The organism is Pseudomonas sp. B23(2017), assembly GCF_002113725.1.
GTDB classification, from domain to species: Bacteria; Pseudomonadota; Gammaproteobacteria; order Pseudomonadales; family Pseudomonadaceae; genus Aquipseudomonas; species Aquipseudomonas putida_Z.
Genome location: NZ_NEJM01000006.1, coordinates 110,449 through 128,107 on the forward strand (window position 1 = coordinate 110,449; position 17,659 = coordinate 128,107).

A 17,659-nucleotide genomic window follows, 5' to 3' on the forward strand; every position below is an offset into this window, starting at 1 on the left:
CACTCTCAGAGGTTCTATGGATAAGCTGCGCTCAAGACTGCTTGGACTACCTCGACGCCACAAACGGCTGATCCAGGTAGCGACCGATGTAATTCTGGTCTGGTTCGCGCTGTGGCTGGCGTTTGTCGTGCGCCTGGGCATCGATGATCTGGCCAACCCTGTCCGTGATCACACCTGGCTGTTCATCACGGCGCCGATCATCTCGATCCCGCTGTTCATCCGCTTTGGTCTTTACCGGGCGGTGATGCGCTATTTCGGCAATGACGCACTGATCGCGATCATCAAGGCGGTGACCCTGTCGGCGCTGATCCTCGGTTTCATCATCTACTGGGCCAGCAACCACCAGAACGTGGTGCCGCGCTCGATCACCTTCAACTACTGGTGGCTGAGCCTGATCATGGTCGGCGGCCTGCGTCTGGCCATGCGCCAGTACTTCCTCGGCGACTGGTTTGCCACTGCCGTGCAGCACGTGCCCTTTGCCAACCGCGACGACGGCTTGCCACGGGTGGCCATCTACGGCGCCGGCTCGGCCGGTAACCAGCTGGTGGCGGCGCTGCGCATGGGCAAGGCCATGCGCCCGGTAGCGTTCATCGACGACGATGCCAGCATCACTGACCGAGTGATCGCCGGCCTGCAGGTGTACCAGCCGGAACAACTGCAACGCATGATCGACGATACCGGCGCCGAAGAAATCCTGCTGGCGCTGCCCTCGGTGAGCCGCAGCCGTCGCCGCGAAATCCTCAACCTGCTGGAAGGCTACCCGCTGCACGTGCGCAGTGTGCCCGGCTTCATGGACCTGGCCAGCGGCCGGGTCAAGGTGGACGACATCCAGGAGGTGGACATTGCCGACCTGCTGGGCCGTGACGCGGTACCGGCGCAAGGCGACCTGCTACAGCACTGCATCATCGACCAGACGGTCATGGTGACCGGTGCCGGCGGCTCTATCGGCTCCGAGCTGTGCCGCCAGATCCTCGGGCAGACACCGCGCACCCTGCTGTTGTTCGATCACAGCGAATTCAACCTGTACACCATTGCCGGCGAACTGGAGCAGCGCATCATTCGCGAAGGCCTGGCGGTGCAACTGATCCCCATCCTCGGCTCGGTCCGCGACCAGGCCAAGATGCTCGACGTGATGCGCGCCTGGCAGGTGGACACCGTGTACCACGCCGCTGCCTACAAGCATGTGCCGATTGTCGAGCACAACATTGCCGAAGGCCTGACGAACAACGTGTTCGGCACCCTGTACACCGCCCAGGCGGCGCTGCAGGCCGGCGTTGCCAACTTCGTGCTGATTTCCACCGACAAGGCCGTGCGCCCCACCAACGTGATGGGCAGTACCAAGCGCCTGGCCGAAATGGTGCTGCAGGCCCTTAGCCGTGAGCTGGCGCCGGTACTGATGGGCGAAACCGGCAATGTCTCACAGGTGAACAAGACCCGCTTCACCATGGTGCGTTTCGGCAACGTGCTGGGCTCGTCGGGCTCGGTCATTCCGCTGTTCCACAAGCAGATCAAGGCCGGTGGGCCGCTGACCGTGACCCACCCGAAAATCACCCGCTACTTCATGACCATCCCCGAGGCCGCGCAGCTGGTGATCCAGGCCGGTTCCATGGGGCAGGGCGGCGATGTGTTCGTGCTGGACATGGGCGAACCAGTGAAGATCGTGGAACTGGCGGAAAAGATGATTCACCTGTCCGGCTTCAGCATCCGCTCCGAGCGCAACCCGCTGGGCGACATCGCCATCAACTTCACCGGCCTGCGCCCGGGCGAGAAGTTGTACGAAGAGCTGCTGATCGGCGACAACGTGATTGCCACCCGCCACCCCATGATCATGAGCGCACACGAGGACTACCTGCCCTGGGATGTGCTGAAGCAGCGCCTTGACGCCCTGCGCGCGGCGACTGCGGAAGATGACTTTGCCACCGTGCGACAGCTGCTGCGTGACACCGTAAGCGGCTACGTGCCTGGCGGCGACATTGTGGACTGGCTGTACCAGCGCCGGCGCATGGAGCCCTGAACGCTGCACTTACAAAATGAACGGCGGTGCCGATACAGGAACGCCTACATGAACTTCAAACGCTGTGAAGTTTGAACGCGGGAATTGGGAAGAACTGAACGATGACTATTCTGGTAACTGGTGGTGCGGGCTTCATTGGCGCGAACTTCGTGCTGGACTGGCTGGCCGGCAATGACGAGCCCGTGGTCAACCTCGACAAACTCACCTACGCAGGCAACCTGCAGACCTTGAGCAGCCTGCAGAACGACGCGCGGCACATTTTCGTGCATGGCGACATTGGTGATTCCGCGCTGGTGGAACAGCTGCTGAAAACCCACCAGCCACGCGCCATCGTCAACTTTGCCGCCGAGTCCCACGTCGACCGCTCGATCCACGGCCCGGAAGACTTCATCGAAACCAACATCGTCGGCACCTTCCGCCTGCTGGAAGCCGTACGCGCCTACTGGGGCGGCCTGGATGAGCAATCGCGTCAGGCCTTCCGCTTCCTGCATGTGTCCACCGACGAAGTATATGGTTCGCTGGCCGCCGATGAACCGGCCTTCACCGAAACCCACCAGTACCAGCCCAACAGCCCGTACTCGGCCAGCAAGGCCGCCAGCGACCACCTGGTGCGCTCGTACCACCACACCTACGGCCTGCCGGTGCTGACCACCAACTGCTCGAACAACTACGGCCCTTACCACTTCCCGGAGAAGCTCATCCCGCTGATGATCGTCAACGCCCTGGCCGGCAAGCCGCTGCCGGTATACGGCGACGGCCAGCAGATTCGCGACTGGCTGTACGTCAAGGACCACTGCAGCGCCATCCGCCGCGTGCTGGAAGCCGGCAAGACCGGCGAGGTGTACAACGTGGGCGGCTGGAACGAAAAGCCCAACCTGGAAATCGTCAACCGCGTGTGCGCCCTGCTGGACGAACTGCGCCCCCGCGCCGACGGCAAGCCCTACGCCGAGCAGATCACTTACGTGACCGACCGCCCAGGCCATGACCGCCGCTACGCCATCGACGCCCGCAAGCTCGAGCGCGAACTGGGCTGGAAGCCTGCCGAAACCTTCGAAACCGGCATTCGCAAGACCGTGGCCTGGTACCTCGACAACCAGGAGTGGGTGCAGAACGTACAGTCCGGCAGCTACCGCGACTGGGTCGAGAAAAACTACGCAGGGCGCTCGGCATGAAGATTCTGCTACTGGGCAAGGACGGCCAGGTAGGTTGGGAGCTGCAACGCAGCCTGGCCCCGCTGGGCCAGGTGCTGGCGCTCAATTCCCGCAGCCAGGCACACTGCGGCGACCTGGCCAACCTGCCGGGCCTGGCCGAAACAGTGCGCGCCTACGCCCCCGATGTAATCGTCAACGCCGCCGCCTACACTGCCGTGGATAAAGCGGAGAGCGACCGTGAACAAGCCTTCAAGGTAAACGCCGAAGCCGTCGGCGTGCTGGCCCGCGCCGCCGCCGACTGCGGAGCATTGCTGGTGCATTACTCCACCGATTACGTGTTCCCAGGGCAGGGCACTCAAGCCTGGCGCGAAGACGACAGCGTCGGCCCACTGAATGCCTATGGCGAAAGCAAGCTGGCCGGCGAACAGGCCATCCAGGCCGCCGGTTGCCAGCACCTGATCTTCCGAACCTGCTGGGTGTATGCCGCACGCGGCAACAACTTCGCCAAGACCATGCTGCGCCTGGCTGCGGAACGCGACAGCCTGGGCGTGATCGACGACCAGCACGGCGCCCCGACCGGCGCCGAACTGATCGCCGACATCACCGCCCACGCCATCACCGCCACCCGCCGCGACCCGGCCCTGGCCGGCCTGTACCACCTGGCGGCGGCCGGCGAAACCACCTGGTGCGGCTACGCCCGTTACGTGCTGGAGCAGGCAGCGGCCTTGGGTGTGCCATTGAAAGCCCACGCCGAACAGGTCAACCCGTTGACCACCGACGCCTACCCGACCCCGGCCAAGCGGCCGGCCAACTCGCGTCTGGACACCCATAAACTGCAGCAAGCCTTTGCCCTGAACCTGCCAGACTGGCGCCTGGGTGTGGCTCGCATGCTTACGGAAATACACGAGAAATGACCACTATGAAGCGTAAAGGCATCATTCTGGCGGGCGGGTCGGGTACCCGTCTGCACCCCGCGACCCTGGCTATTTCCAAGCAGCTGCTGCCGGTCTACGACAAGCCGATGATCTACTACCCGTTGACCACCCTGATGCTGGCGGGTATCCAGGACATCCTGATCATCTCCACCCCGCAGGACACCCCGCGTTTCGAGCAACTGCTGGGCGACGGCCACCAGTGGGGCATCAACATCAGCTACGCCGTGCAGGCCTCGCCAGACGGCCTGGCGCAGGCCTTCCTGATTGGTGAAGGCTTCATTGGCAACGACCTGTCGGCACTGGTGCTGGGCGACAACATCTATTACGGCCACGACTTCCAGCAACTGCTGCGCAACGCCATGGATCGCGACGAAGGCGCCAGCGTGTTCGCCTACCACGTGCACGACCCCGAGCGTTACGGCGTGGTCGAGTTCGATGAGAAGGGCAAGGCGATCAGCTTGGAGGAGAAGCCGACCAAGCCGAAGTCCAGCTATGCCGTGACCGGGTTGTACTTCTACGACAAGGACGTGGTCGAGATTGCCAAAAGCATCAAGCCGTCTGCGCGGGGTGAGCTGGAGATTACCGATTTGAACCGGGTGTACCTGGAGCAGAACCGGTTGTCGGTGGAGATCATGGGGCGCGGGTATGCCTGGCTGGATACCGGGACGCATGACTCGTTGCTCGAGGCTAGTGGGTATATCGCGACCATTGAGCGGCGGCAGGGGTTGAAGGTGGCTTGTCCGGAAGAGGTGGCGTACAGGCAGGGGTGGATTGGGGCGGAGCAGTTGCTGAAGTTGGCTGAGCCGTTGGCTAAGAATGGCTATGGGCAGTATTTGAAGCGGCTGGTGCAGGATAGGGTTTATTGAGAGGGGGGCTCGGCCCTTGAGGTAATGGACCTCGAGGGCGTTGGACTGATAGGTTACTGTGCTGCGTCAATAGCCAAAATGTGGTAGGCCAATATCTGCGAGTGTTGATACCTTCCACTTTATGGACCTCCAGTGCTCTCTTGGTCAAATCGCTGTATAGTGGCCAAATTTTCTAGACGGGGAATGTGCGTCAGGCTTGTATTTATCGGTGCCGCTCCGGCTTAACCAGATCCAGTAAAAAGAAAGTCTTAACGCACTGCGTTGTTAAACCATAAACCATAATGCAAACTAAGAAATTCGCAGCGAACTCATAATGACATTGATAAGAAATGACATACAAGCGCTCAGGGGGCTAGCTGTAGCGCTAGTGGTGCTAGATCATATAGGTCTAAAATACTTAAAGAATGGATATCTCGGTGTTGATATTTTCTTTGTTATTTCGGGTTTTCTGATCACTTCAATTATATCTGGTAAACTCAAGGAGGGAAGTTTTTCGTTTTCGGAATTCTATCTTAGACGTGCGCGACGTTTGCTTCCTTCCGCATTCGCAACGATTGTACTAACGTCAATTGGGTCGGTGTTTTTCCTGAACTCAATTGAGCTTCAAGCACTACAGTCGCAGATCTTAGGTGCTCTTACCTTTAGTATTAATTTTGTTCTTTGGGGGCAAACAGGTTATTTTGATGTTTCTGCTGGCTATAAGCCGCTTTTGCATTTGTGGTCTCTAGCTGTCGAGGAACAGTTCTATCTTATCCTCCCTCTGCTGCTCATTATTTGCCCGCGGCGCCTGTGGCTGTATGCGATTACTACACTTATAGGTGTTAGTGCTGGGGCTTGTGCCTATTTAATGAGTGTCGATACAAGTGCTGCCTTTTACCTGCTGCCGTCGCGTGCATGGGAACTGCTTTTAGGCTCTGCAGGCGCGTTTTTGATACATAGTGGCAAAGTTAAGTCTTTCTCAAAAATTTTACTGGTCCCGTCTATAGTTGGGCTGCTAATAGTTCAATTCTTTAGTTCCGGTTTTCCGCATCCTGGGTTGGATGCAGTCATAGTTTGTGTTTTGACCTTGATTATCATACTGGCGTGTAGCCAGAAGCTTAATAGGTTGTGGTTGCTTAAGCCCGCTGCTCGTCTAGGTGATATTTCTTACCCGTTATACTTGGTTCATTGGCCGATTATAGTATTTATGAATAGTTCCTATATTGGGCCTATTCCTATCGGTACCAAGTTTGGTGTCGTTGTATTATCAGTGGTGCTCGCTATCTTCATGCACAAGGCCATTGAAAATCCCCTGCGGTTTGCTGGGAATCGGGTACTCCCGACACTGTCGGCCTATGCAGCAGCAGCTATAGTGGTGTTTGGATTCCACTTGGCAGTAATCGCTTTATCGAAGCCCACAATTGATTTTACTGTTAATCGCTTGCCCAATGTTGGTTTGGATAAGTTATGTGATAACTTTAACTTTACTGACAGCGCCAAATGCAAAACTAGCGAAAATCCTACCACACTAATTTGGGGGGATTCTTACGCAATGCACTCTGTCCCCGGCCTAGTGAGGTCGCAGAATATCGATCTGCGACAAGCTACTCTGAGTGCTTGCCCTCCGTTCATCGGATCTTCTCCCTATAATCCCAAGAATCCCTATCCTCAGAAAATAAAAAATTGCATCGCTTTTAATGATAAGGTGCTGCAATTTATTAAAGAGCATGATGAGATAAAGACTGTGATTCTCGGGGCGTCCTTTGCAGGATATGCAAATGTTGGCGGGAAGCTATCCGTCCGACAACAAAATGGCAGTGATAACCTGATAATTGACACAGGTCTTCCTAACCTAAAAAAAGATATTAAGAATACAATCGATGAAATTCGAGCGACAGGAAAAAACGTTGTAGTTATTTCCACAACTCCAGCGATATCTACACAGAACCTCAATTGTATGGAAAGAACACTAAGTGGCAAGATTAGTTTTGGAGATAACTTGGACTGTGGTAAGCCAAGAGTGATTTTTGATCGACAAACCAAAAATGTTCAAGAATTTTACAGCTACTTGGAGTCCGAACTGAATATAAAGGTCGTCAAGCTTTCGGATACACTATGCAACGCATTAAGCTGCGTAAGCATTCTTGATGGTATCCCTATTTATCGTGATGAAGGGCATTTGAGTGTGGTCGGGTCTGTTAAAGTATTCTCGCTTGCTCCTCAAGTCATTGAATGATCAAGGTTTAGTCTACGAGGGGACTCCCTAGTGATGTCGGGCTTCGTTATTTTGTACCTTTCATGATCTAACCTGTTAAGGTTGGCGTTTACGGATAGGTTGTAGAAGTTTCTGCCGAGGATTGTTTAGGCTCTGTACGAAATCCCGAGAGGCCTAATCGCCACCCCTCGTCCGCTGAGATCTTGTAGAGTTCCCGCGATCAACGGAAAGGAATTCTGCGATGGCTAAGCGTTACGTACTCTCGGATGAGGTGGTCGCCGATCTTTCCACTGAAATCCACGGCCCGGGGGCGACCTCGACCGAGTGACCGACTGCGTGCTCTGGGAGCTTTGCTCGGGTGCTGCGTGGCGAGATATGCCGGAGCACTTTGGCCCATGGTCAAGGTGTATTAACGGATTCGGGGCTGGCGAAACTAGGGGACATTCGATCAAATGCTAAAACGCTTGCACTTGAGACTGAACATCATCGAGTGCATGTTTGGCTGACTGTAAGAGTATTTCCGGATCGTGACACGCTTCGCAAGCTCGTGAAAAGCTATGCCACCATGGTGTCGCTAGCTTGTTCTATGACATCTTTTTTCGTACAGAGCCAAGCATGTAGCATTGCTCGAGCAGGCCTACCATATAATGTAGGGCCTGCTCGTACAGTTAGGGGAAGGCTTGGTCTCAAGTTAGACTGCTAGTCTTCTTGATATCTCGTTTCCATTTCAATAAGTCAGCATCACTGTTTTGAGTTAACCCCTTACCTGTCGTGGCATGCATGTTAAAGACAGTGTGGCTGTAATAAATGGCTTTAAGCTGCTTATAAGCAGCAAATAAAGCATTTTGGTCAATCCACCAGTTATTGTTCTCGTGGGAAATGGTGGAAACAAAATAGTCGCAAATTGATTTTGTGAAGAATAGCGCCGGTGCGCTTTGAGGGAGAAAGGTCCCAGCTGCTGCGATGTTGGTCCATGGGAATGACCTGGCACCGTCGCTTTTCAATGATAGCGCTAGCTCCTTGGCAGCAGCAATGCTCTTAATATCCTCGGCCATTGCGGGAGAAATGATCATGTCAATATCGAATACAAAGGCTTGGCAGTTTGTTTTTCTCAATATTTCATATGCTGCAACAAATCGAGCAGTCGCCGCAACCGGTAATAGTTCATGGCTAGTGCTGCCAAATATATAATAGCTATTCCGAGAGTGCTCTGCGCAAAGAGAATCAATCTCAGCTTTTATGGCGCAGCATTCATGTTGGTCGCCAATAATAAAAAATAAAAAGTCAACATCTAGCTTCTGCTCTAAAGCTGATCCAACTACTTGAAGTGAAAATTTATTAAAGTAATTAGGCTCGGCCGAGAAAATAAAAATGTTTTCCTTGTAGGAGTGCGAAATCTGGTGTAGGTCATTGCTTTCTACATTGATAACATTGAAGTAGTTGAGCGGTTTTCTTTGTTCGCGTAACGCCTTGATAGGATGGCGGAAAGTTGAACTTCCTCTGAGGAAATGTCCCATATGTTCTGTTAGGGGGTAGTTGGAATTAGCGAGAAATTTTTCAGCGGTATCCCATTCTTCAAGCACACTGGCGATGACACCTTTAATCAGTGAGTAGACATGATGCTTGATGTTGCCGCTTGAATAATGATAATCAAGATCACATTCAAGTTTGTCGTACCAACTTACTGGCGGGATGCCTAAGCTTGCATGTTCCCCTTTCCATCCATAGCTAGAGTTACATAGTATGTAGAAGCCATCAATCACCGAAAAGTTAAAAAGTTCGATGTTTTTGATGTTTAGTTCATGGATTTTTTCAAAGAAAATCTCATATGCCTGAACTTTTGTTTCTTTGTCATTGCAGGTATATATTGGGTTTTCAGATCTTGAAAATTTGGGGTTAATTGTCTCGGTGGCCAAGTTGGTGAAGAGAGTCTTTACTAAATTGTCTGGGGCGCGATCCACTGGCGATTCAGAAAGCGTTATTGTTTCGCTCTTGAATGACTTGACCTCAACATCTTCTTTGTCGAAGCGCAGAAATACTTGAGCTTGGAAGGTTGATTTTCCTTCAAATTTATCCCTAGGGATTTTGATTTGGTGAACCTTTGAATACCATATGACATCCTCTTTTACATTATCGAAAAAGCAATATATGGCGGCTTCAAAATCCTCTGCTCCGATTATATCGATAACTATGCCATGCTCTGCGAGTTTTACCTCTGTTGAGATGAGGTCAATTATGCAGTTCTTCATTTTGGCCCAATAACTGATGGTTTTTTGGAATTTAGTGATTGCATGTGGTTGCATCACCTATTATAAGTGTACATCTTTTTGGTTAATATAAAAAACTTGATATTATAGGTAGTGCCTAGTTCTTGCAATGCTAATAAGTTAATGCTAGTGGGGTTAGATCGTTCGATTAAGTATGGGCGTCTTGCTGATAACGTAAATAATGATATAGGAAATTATGAGGGTGGAAGTAATAGTTAGAGGTATCGAATATGTTGAATTTCCATATAATGCGGACATTTTAAAGCCAAATGTCCCGTACTTTAATGCTGTTATTATCATTGCATGCACTAAGTAGATGCCAAAGCTAAGGGTGCTGATTGAGGTTGCTAAGGTGGTCAGAATTTTTGGTAATTTAATTGCCGAATCGTCGGCTATGTACTTTATTAGTATCATCCACGCGCAGGCCGAAATAATAACAGTGGGGGCTAGGTAGTCATAGAGCGTGGCATCAAGAGAGCCTTTAAACTTACTTAAGTGATATGTTCCGTAAGTAGTAATTAAGAAAGAAGTCGCGATTGCAAAAGTCGATAGGATGGCATGCTTTCGCGTATATTTGAGCCTTCCTAAGTAGGCACCTAGGACTAGGTATCCCAAGAAACCAGTGAACAGGTTAAGTTCATACCGTGATCGAACGCCAAGCACTTTTTGCATCCAGGGCAGCAAGGCAACAACAGCAAACCAAATAATAATGAAGTAAAGAAGACTGCTGTTGCTGGCGCTGCTAGTGAAAGGTCTAATTATGGGAACCGCAAGATACAAACCTATGATTGAATAAATAAACCAAAGGTGATAGTAGGCTGGCGAAAAGAGTATCTCTACAATATTTTGGGAAGGGTCAAATTTGGCGCCTTCAAAATTAACCTTCCAGATTATATATAGCACGGACCATGCTACAAGTGGAGTTATAATTTTGTTGAGGCGTTTTTTAATAAAGCTCGTTATGGTTTCGTTTTTGTTTAGTAGTAGACAGCCGGAAATCATGAAAAAAATAGGGACACATGGCCTTACGAAAGAATCATAAAGGTTTCCTGTCATCCAGGAACTATTTACTGAGTTGTCAAACTTGTAGAGTAATGGCGCAGCGCTGTGCAATGTAATGACCATTAGCATAGCAATGGTTCGCAAGTAATGTATCCATATTAGATTTTGCATGATAAGTGATGCTGTAAGTTGTTATTTGGGTTTGTGCCATGACTACAAAAGGCCTAGCTCCAAAACGTAGGAGCTTAGCCTTAGTCTTAGTTAGATTTTTGATTCGTGCCAGTAAATGCTAGCAAAACTTAAATTTTTGCCATTAACGGAAGCAGACTTAAGGAAGACGCCAATTGTGGGGGCAGAGTACTTAGTGTAATTAAACTTCACACCTTCGGAACTAGGCAGCGAATATGGCGTGTAGCCAAGAGATTTGAGCTTGGACTCAAGCTCCGCTTGAACTATCTCAATACTTTCCGTGTATTGCAGTTTGTTAATATTTAGAGTGCCTTCTGCATTTGGTTTCTTCGAGCTATTAATGAATATGCCGGAAAGCACAATTTCCGAGCCATCTGGAAGTTTAACTTCTGTTGAAGCCGATTTCTCTTCGTTATTGCATCCAGCCAGCAGGGCCAAAGTGAAAAGGAAGGCGTATTTAATTTTCATGATTTGTTTGAAGTTTATAGTTGAGGTTGACGGTATTGTGGCGATTGTCGAGCATTCTCTGCATTAGAGTCTTTATTCAGAAAATCGGTATTGCGTGATTCTTTGGTACCCTCTTGGCTGGCATTGTCTGTATTTTTTCGGTAAAGATCATTCAAGCATGAAGATGTTGAGATTATATCTTTGGCCATTTCAATTTTTATCAGTGGCCTAGAGTACTGCTTAATGAACTCCAGGCGTGGGGTGGCGCGTAACTCGAGATTATAAAACGCGCTGATGGCGCTTTCAATGTCGCATGGTTTGAATAGGGCGATGTTTCGGATGCTGTTCCGAGCAAATCTAGCGGAAAACCCTGAAAGACCGGCCCAGATAGGCTTTTGGCTTGCGGCATATTCAAATAATTTAGAGGGCAGTACGCGACGGAAGGCTTTGAAGTCATTCAAATGTAGGAAAAGAATATCCGCCTCATCATATTTTTCCAATAACTCGGTCCTGTTCATCGGCGGATGGATAATCACATTCGTAACCTTTGATAAGCTAATAGCGGTTTCAAGCTTTTTTAACGTTCCGCCAGCTCCGATTATATGGAACTCGGCTTGCTGCTCGAGTTGCTTGGCTAGGCTCGGTATTATCAAATCTAGACCCTGCCCTGTACCAATATTCCCTGCGTACAAAATACGTTTTCTTACGGTTTCCAAATTCGGCGGCAAGAACTGAGGTGATGAGTTCTTTTCAAGAAAGATCTCGTCGACGCCGTTAGTAAACGTTGTAAACTCAAAACCTGGGTATCGGCCCTCAAAGTATGGGGTGAAACCAGGTGAAATTAAATTAACTCGCGTAGCGCTTTTGATAGTCCAGCGTTCTAGCATTGAGAAGAACAGAGCAATAGGTTTTCCGACTATATAGGGAAAAAGATCTGGAACCGTTTCTGCGAAAATATCTCGAATATCCAAGTAGAGCGGGGCTTTTGCTTTGCGGGAAACTATCGCCCCTAGAAGGGCAGTCATCAGCCTTGAAGATGTCGCAAAAACTAGATCGTAGCGTGATTTTTTTATCTGACTTAATACTCTCAGGGCGAAAATAGCAAAAGCGTATGCTTGGCCAATGAAACCTTTATGTCGAGGAACGGTAATCCGTCTAACATTAACTGTGGAGATGCGCTCAAAGCTTTCTGCCTCAGTTACATAGCTGTTATACCTGTTGGGTGTGGTCGTGATTATATCAATCTCAACCTCGTCTCCTAGCTTAGTGCGAAGCGCATTTACAAGCGCTTCAACCCTAAACGACCCAGCGGACAAGTCTGGGGGATAGTAAAATGTGAGCAGCAAGATCCGAGGTTTCATTTACGACGCCTTGCAGGAGTTTTCTTTTATTATCCTGCTATACATCTCACTAAGAAGGTTTTCTTGAGCCTCCCAGTTCAATGCCGAAGCTGATTCTATTGCTTTTTTCGAATAATGCTTTCGGAGTTCAGTGTCTCCAGCAAGCATATTAATAGCTTTTGCAAGCTCATCTTCCGATCCAGGGGGAACAAGCAAGCCTATCTCACCGTCGCGTACGATCTTTCTGATCTCTGGAAAATCTGTTGCAATTACTGGCAGCCCAGCGATGATATATTCAAATAATTTATTGGAGTCAGTTGTGTAGTGGTTAAGGCACGTGTTCTCAATGGGTTGCACACCGATATCGGCCGAAGCGGTGTAGGCAGGTAAGTCGGTGAGAGATAGAGTAGGTATGAAGTGCACTCTTTCTTGGAGATCGCGTTCATCGCGTAGCTCTTTCAATTGGGCCGTCAGTCGGCCGCCACCAATGAAAACGAAGTAGCAGTTGGGAACCTGTAGAGCAGTTTTAATAAGCTTTTCCAAGCCGCGACCTTGCTGCAGGCCTCCCTGATAAAGAACAATTGGCCAAGATTTGTTTAGTGAAAGTTCATCGCGAATTTTATTAGTTCGCTTGCTTATGGTCAGGCGTGGCCGGTTCTGCAGAACAACTGGGCGGTCAATGCTATAAGCTCTGGCGAAGAATTTTGCTCGCGCGGTTGTGGTTGTGATTGTTCCGTGTGCACGTGGCATTAAAACCTTTTCAATTTTGCCAACCATGTTTCTCAGGCTGCTGTAACCCTCACGACTTGTACTGATTTCGTGAGCATCATACACAAGCAAGGATCGGGCGAGCTTTGAGGCCAAGAAAGCTGTCGGTAGAGTATTTACATCATGTGCATGGATTACAGCAGGGCGATATCGCAACATTGCGAGCATCAGACCGCAATGAGTCCAAATTCTGGCAATCGCCCTTAGAATCAGAATTTTTAAGCTGAGCTTGTGATGATTTCCAGGTGGAGTAGGCGCGCCGTTAGTTGAAACGGTACCTTTTTTCCGCCAGCGCCACATTGGGCTGCGCGCAATCCGCTGGACCTCGACCCCATCTTCCAGAGTTTCAATCTCTTTTGTCACGCCAGGCGTATGCAGTGCAAATACTCGCACTCGATAGCCAGAGTGTTGCAGAGTCTGAGCTTCCTTCAAAACCCGAGCATCATTTAGGAATTCATTCCATACAATCATGGCTACTTTATTCATAGCGCACACTCAATCCTGGAAGTTGCAGGCTCATTCGAATCTAGAGAATTTAATAAATCATCTAGTAATTTCAGCGCGGAGCTGAAGTCTTTTCGCTGAATGTATTTTTCCAGTGTGGAAACACGGGCTGTGAGTATTACATCATCTATTTCTAGGTTAGCCAAAGACGAGCGTTTTGACTGCTGGTCACTCAAGATTTTCAGGAGTTTCTGGGTCTCAGCAATAGGCCAATTGCTTCCTATAGCCTCAAGTCGCCAATTGCCCCATTGTGAAATGCAGTAGTTAGAATCTTGAGATATCAAAAGCGACGAATTAGTAATGTCTAGTGAGACAACTTGTTTAGGTAGCGCAGCGATTTTAGACTTTACGGAAGGTATCAGTTCTACGAATCGGTTAACGCGCTCTCGGCTACCTTGATCTGTGCATGCCATCCGTAACGGGCTGATTGTATCAACATCAAATCGCTGCTCAAGGCTGGGGCGAGTACGACTGTAGCGAGTCAAAAGCTCATGAGAAGGCTCGCACATGATCAGTTGTTCTGAGATGCTGACAACACCCGCTCCAATCTCTCGGTGAACAGGATGGCGATGACCGTCGAGCACGAAAATATGGCACTTGGCTCCCTTGTAAGCATATTGGCCGAGCCATTCAAGTGATGGAAGACCATCTTGCAGTTCTATCAGGGTTTTTTCCTGGTCAGCAACATTTGAGATATTTGTCCCGAAAATTTTGAATAAGTATTCTTTTCTCTTATGGTTTTCCAGCGTTGATACGCGAAATGCCAACAGATCTGCAATCCCGGTTTGATGCCAATGGAACTCAAAGCTTGCCTGTTCATCGACTTTCATCAGTCGTAACAGGCTGGTAATCCATTCGGTTTGGCTCACTGAATCTTGCAACTCTTCAAGCCCGTTGGAGTTTTTTGGGCCTTCAAGCAACGGCTGAGAATGGTAAAAAAGCGCGTTCGCTTGGCGGTGCTGAAGCCGCAAGCTGATAATGTCAATAATCATGGTTGAAACACGCTGTAATCCCTGTCTAATGATTAGAACAGATATTACTGCGGTAAATATCTTCTCATGAGGTGATGTCAGGTAGTCCGAAACAAGATAATAAAAGCTGATCAAAAATCCAGAGGCGGAAAGCGCGTTAAGTATTGAGGTGTAGTTGCTGTTAAACTGCGTCCTGATAGATGTTGATTTATTGTAAATGACTACGCATATGCAAGTAATTAATGCAATATAGCTTGCAACGACAAGCATAAGTTTTGGGTAGATATATAACAGCGTTGCGCTGCAAACGGTGGCAAAAATGGCTCCCGATATAGCTCTGTTAAAGCGTGCAAATAGCTGTGTGGCTACTTTGTCTTGATTTTCAAATAGGCTAAGTTTAGAACTTTTTGATATCAGTGTATTGGTGCCGTGTTTGCAAAGTATTGCGATTATGATTTCACAAGCCAGGTACAGCGCGTAGCATAGGGCTGCTGCGCCGCTAAGAATAAAGATCAAGTGATCTTTCTTCAGGGTGTGCATTGCAGTCGGAAAGTAGTTTGGGATTTTTTCAGAACCAAGCAGAATTATGACCTTTAACGGCAGGAAAAAAGCTAGCAGTAAGAGGACTTGACTAAGCAAGGTGAATGCCTGGACCGAAAGAGTGGTTATTGGCACGACTCTCATGAATTTCGTGCCTAATGAGAGGCACCATCCAATGGTCAATTTTATCTCTTGCTCAAGTCTCATCTTGTCACGCATTCAATATGTTAGTGATTTAGGGTTTATTCCTGCCAGTAAATACTTGCAACGGTATTGTACTGCTTGCCATCGCTCTGTGTCGTAAAAACGGCGCCAATCGTTGGGGAGGATTTTTTGTAGTAATGGACTTTAAATTGTACGGTGTTGTTGGTTATGATTCTTCTGGTGTAGCCATTGCTTTTGAGCGCGCCGTAAAGGTCATTTTCAGCTATCTTGTCTATCCCTAAGTAAGTGAACTCATGCATTACTAAGAAGCCATCCCCATTGATTTTCTTTTGGGTTTTTACGTGTTTTCCCTGTAGCTGAATAGAACTTGAGTCCGTTAAATGCAGTGTTTTTATTTGTGCATCGGCGGAGCTAGGGGGATCAGAGCTTTCTTTTTCACAGCCGCCGAGGAGAACGAGCAATACTATAAAAAGATAATATGGCTTCATGTTGCCTGTCTCTCTCAGTTAGTTACCCGTGCAAGCAACTGCTTTGCGACGGTTTTATAGTAGTTGCCATGATAATGGTACGGGTAGTGTGACCACTTGTGCTGGTTGTTAGACACATGCTGGATTATCTTGGCGAAAAATTGTTTGGCAACGGTTTTGTAATAGGGAGTCCCAAAGTGATAGGGCGCGTAGGCCCAGCCAGGGACGCCGCCTGCCATAAGCCCAACTTCTCTACCGCCAATCTTTTCAACAGGAATGGCAGAGTCTTCAAGGCTGGCAAGCATAGGATCTATAATTGAGTTGTTAAGCTCAATCAGCTTTTCGAATGAAGTGCCTGAGAAGCTGGAAACTGTTTCTCTGCATTTGTACTGGCTCGCCCATGTTGCTTGATGAACAAAGATGTTAGGGCAGATGCTCGCGATGCGGTCTAGGAATGCAGGTAGGGCCCAAGTGCGGAGTTGCTGGGCCTCTTCGCTCCATGGTGCCTGCAATGTAAACTCTATATTGCAGCGCGACAAGGTTTTTAGCATTAGCGGGCTGGCAGAAACTACTGAGGTCCCTGTTGATGCTATACCAATACTTTCGTCAAAAAAATCTACGATAATGATATCGGGTCTAGCCTGGTCGAGCTGTTTCCAGTGCTCTTTCTTCGCGTCCCATTGCACGCGTTTTCCATCGGCTGAACTTGTATCAATGTTGAAGCGAGAGTCTAGACAGGGAGGGGCCATGTAGGAAATGACGGATGATTGAGACATATAGAAACAGATCTCAAATCGTTCCAGTGCATCACGTTGATTCTTGAATAAATTGAATGTTGCGCTCGAGCCTAAAATGGCAACACGAATCTTTCTCGTGTTTCCTTTTGCAGGATTTGGGCGAGATGCCTTTAGTTCGAGTCTGGCTTTTTGTGACAAAAGACGATTGAGCACCTCTTCATCAGTTCCAGAGGGATTTTGCTGTGCCTTTCTGATCTGCTGGCGAACAGTATTTAGCTTGTCCAAATACTTATGAGGCATCCCCAAAGGGGATTCCCGTAACAGTTGACTCAGGTATTCAAGACGACTTTGCTGCAGGCCAAAGCGTGCAAATAGTTTTGAGTCGAATCCCTTTACGCATTCAGGAGCGCCAAGGATGCGGGCTCGGGCGCCAAAAAAGTATGAGTCACTCAGAGGATGTTTAGTATAAAGATAAAGCGGTTCTTCTTGTGAAAGATGGATATGCTGGGCTGGGATGCGCTGTTGTTCAAGCGTCGAAATCACCAAGTGGTGTGCGTACTGGGTAATGGAGCGAGTTTTGGCCCCACGTGATTTGTCTACCATCGAAAGGGCTAGAGCCAAGGTCTCATATTCTACCGGGCGATAGCACTGATCCGAAGGTAAAAATTCTAATCCGTTTTTCAAAGATATCAGCAGAACTTCCGAAGCATTGCTTTCGGACGTTGCTTCTTTTTGAAGCAAGTCGATGACATGTTCGTGGACGCAGTCGTCGTCATCAATTCGGGAGGTTATGAGTACTGCCTCCTCGACACTTTTGATGATCGCCACGATTTCACGGTTGACCATGGTGTAGTCACTGACCTGAAGCGTACGGGCGTTCAGGTCTGTTTCACTGAGTAGCATTTCCAAGCGGGCGCGATGAAGGACGGGGAGCCCTTCATCAATGAAAATGACCCATTCGAATCCCTGGTTGCTCTGGTTCACCAAGGACGGAAGAACGGTATTGCTGAAGATCTCCAGCCTGTACGACAGCCACAGCTCATCCTTGATGCCGATGCCAAAATTGGTGAAAACAATATGCTTCAAAGCAGGTTTCATCATG

The 17,659-nt window shown here is 49.3% G+C and carries 13 protein-coding genes and 1 pseudogene; 6 read left to right on the forward strand and 8 right to left on the reverse strand.

Annotated elements, in window-relative coordinates:
• Nucleotides 1–16: 16 nt before the first annotated feature.
• The 6 genes and pseudogenes from CAG46_RS12225 to CAG46_RS29095 all read left to right on the forward strand — a co-directional run.
• Nucleotides 17–2,014, forward strand: a complete 1,998-nt coding sequence (locus CAG46_RS12225; RefSeq protein WP_085590023.1) for a nucleoside-diphosphate sugar epimerase/dehydratase — start codon at nt 17–19, stop codon at nt 2,012–2,014.
• Between the two features lie 101 nt (nt 2,015–2,115).
• Nucleotides 2,116–3,186, forward strand: coding sequence for a dTDP-glucose 4,6-dehydratase (gene rfbB, locus CAG46_RS12230; RefSeq protein WP_085590025.1), 1,071 nt, complete (start codon nt 2,116–2,118; stop codon nt 3,184–3,186).
• Nucleotides 3,183–4,079: a dTDP-4-dehydrorhamnose reductase gene (gene rfbD / locus CAG46_RS12235; RefSeq protein ID WP_061550844.1), complete on the forward strand. Its 897-nt coding sequence runs from the start codon at nt 3,183–3,185 to the stop codon at nt 4,077–4,079. Before rfbB ends, rfbD begins: the two co-directional genes overlap by 4 nt.
• A gap of 5 nt (nt 4,080–4,084) precedes the next feature.
• The gene (rfbA, locus tag CAG46_RS12240) at nt 4,085–4,966 is read left to right on the forward strand and encodes a glucose-1-phosphate thymidylyltransferase RfbA (RefSeq protein WP_085617752.1); all 882 of its coding nucleotides are present in this window, start codon (nt 4,085–4,087) and stop codon (nt 4,964–4,966) included.
• A 313-nt stretch (nt 4,967–5,279) separates the two neighbouring features.
• Nucleotides 5,280–7,181, forward strand: a complete 1,902-nt coding sequence (locus tag CAG46_RS12245; RefSeq protein WP_085617695.1) for an acyltransferase family protein — start codon at nt 5,280–5,282, stop codon at nt 7,179–7,181.
• A 220-nt stretch (nt 7,182–7,401) separates the two neighbouring features.
• Nucleotides 7,402–7,594: pseudogene (locus CAG46_RS29095) on the forward strand (transposase); the annotation flags it as partial.
• A 252-nt stretch (nt 7,595–7,846) separates the two neighbouring features.
• Here the strand turns inward: CAG46_RS29095 and CAG46_RS12255 are convergent.
• The 8 genes from CAG46_RS12255 to CAG46_RS12280 form a co-directional block, all read right to left on the reverse strand.
• Entirely contained in the window at nt 7,847–9,463 is a 1,617-nt protein-coding gene (locus CAG46_RS12255) for a hypothetical protein (protein WP_085617699.1), read from the reverse strand.
• A gap of 99 nt (nt 9,464–9,562) precedes the next feature.
• Complete coding sequence (locus tag CAG46_RS12260; protein WP_085617701.1) at nt 9,563–10,600, reverse strand: acyltransferase; 1,038 nt, start codon at nt 10,598–10,600, stop codon at nt 9,563–9,565.
• A gap of 90 nt (nt 10,601–10,690) precedes the next feature.
• Nucleotides 10,691–11,086, reverse strand: a complete 396-nt coding sequence (locus CAG46_RS28105) for a hypothetical protein (RefSeq protein WP_143493479.1) — start codon at nt 11,084–11,086, stop codon at nt 10,691–10,693.
• A 14-nt stretch (nt 11,087–11,100) separates the two neighbouring features.
• The gene (locus CAG46_RS12265; protein WP_085617703.1) at nt 11,101–12,426 is read right to left on the reverse strand and encodes a glycosyltransferase family 4 protein; all 1,326 of its coding nucleotides are present in this window, start codon (nt 12,424–12,426) and stop codon (nt 11,101–11,103) included.
• Nucleotides 12,427–13,659, reverse strand: a complete 1,233-nt coding sequence (locus CAG46_RS12270; protein ID WP_085617705.1) for a glycosyltransferase family 4 protein — start codon at nt 13,657–13,659, stop codon at nt 12,427–12,429.
• On the reverse strand, nt 13,656–15,407 hold the full coding sequence (locus CAG46_RS28110; RefSeq protein ID WP_143493480.1) for a hypothetical protein: 1,752 nt from the start codon (nt 15,405–15,407) through the stop codon (nt 13,656–13,658). The genes CAG46_RS12270 and CAG46_RS28110 overlap by 4 nt, the downstream gene beginning before the upstream one ends.
• A 23-nt stretch (nt 15,408–15,430) precedes the next feature.
• Complete coding sequence (locus CAG46_RS28115) at nt 15,431–15,841, reverse strand: hypothetical protein (RefSeq protein WP_143493481.1); 411 nt, start codon at nt 15,839–15,841, stop codon at nt 15,431–15,433.
• Between the two features lie 14 nt (nt 15,842–15,855).
• Nucleotides 15,856–17,658 (reverse strand): glycosyltransferase, encoded by a 1,803-nt coding sequence (locus CAG46_RS12280; RefSeq protein ID WP_256575080.1) that lies wholly within the window; start codon nt 17,656–17,658, stop codon nt 15,856–15,858.
• Between the last annotated feature and the right edge of the window lies 1 nt (nt 17,659).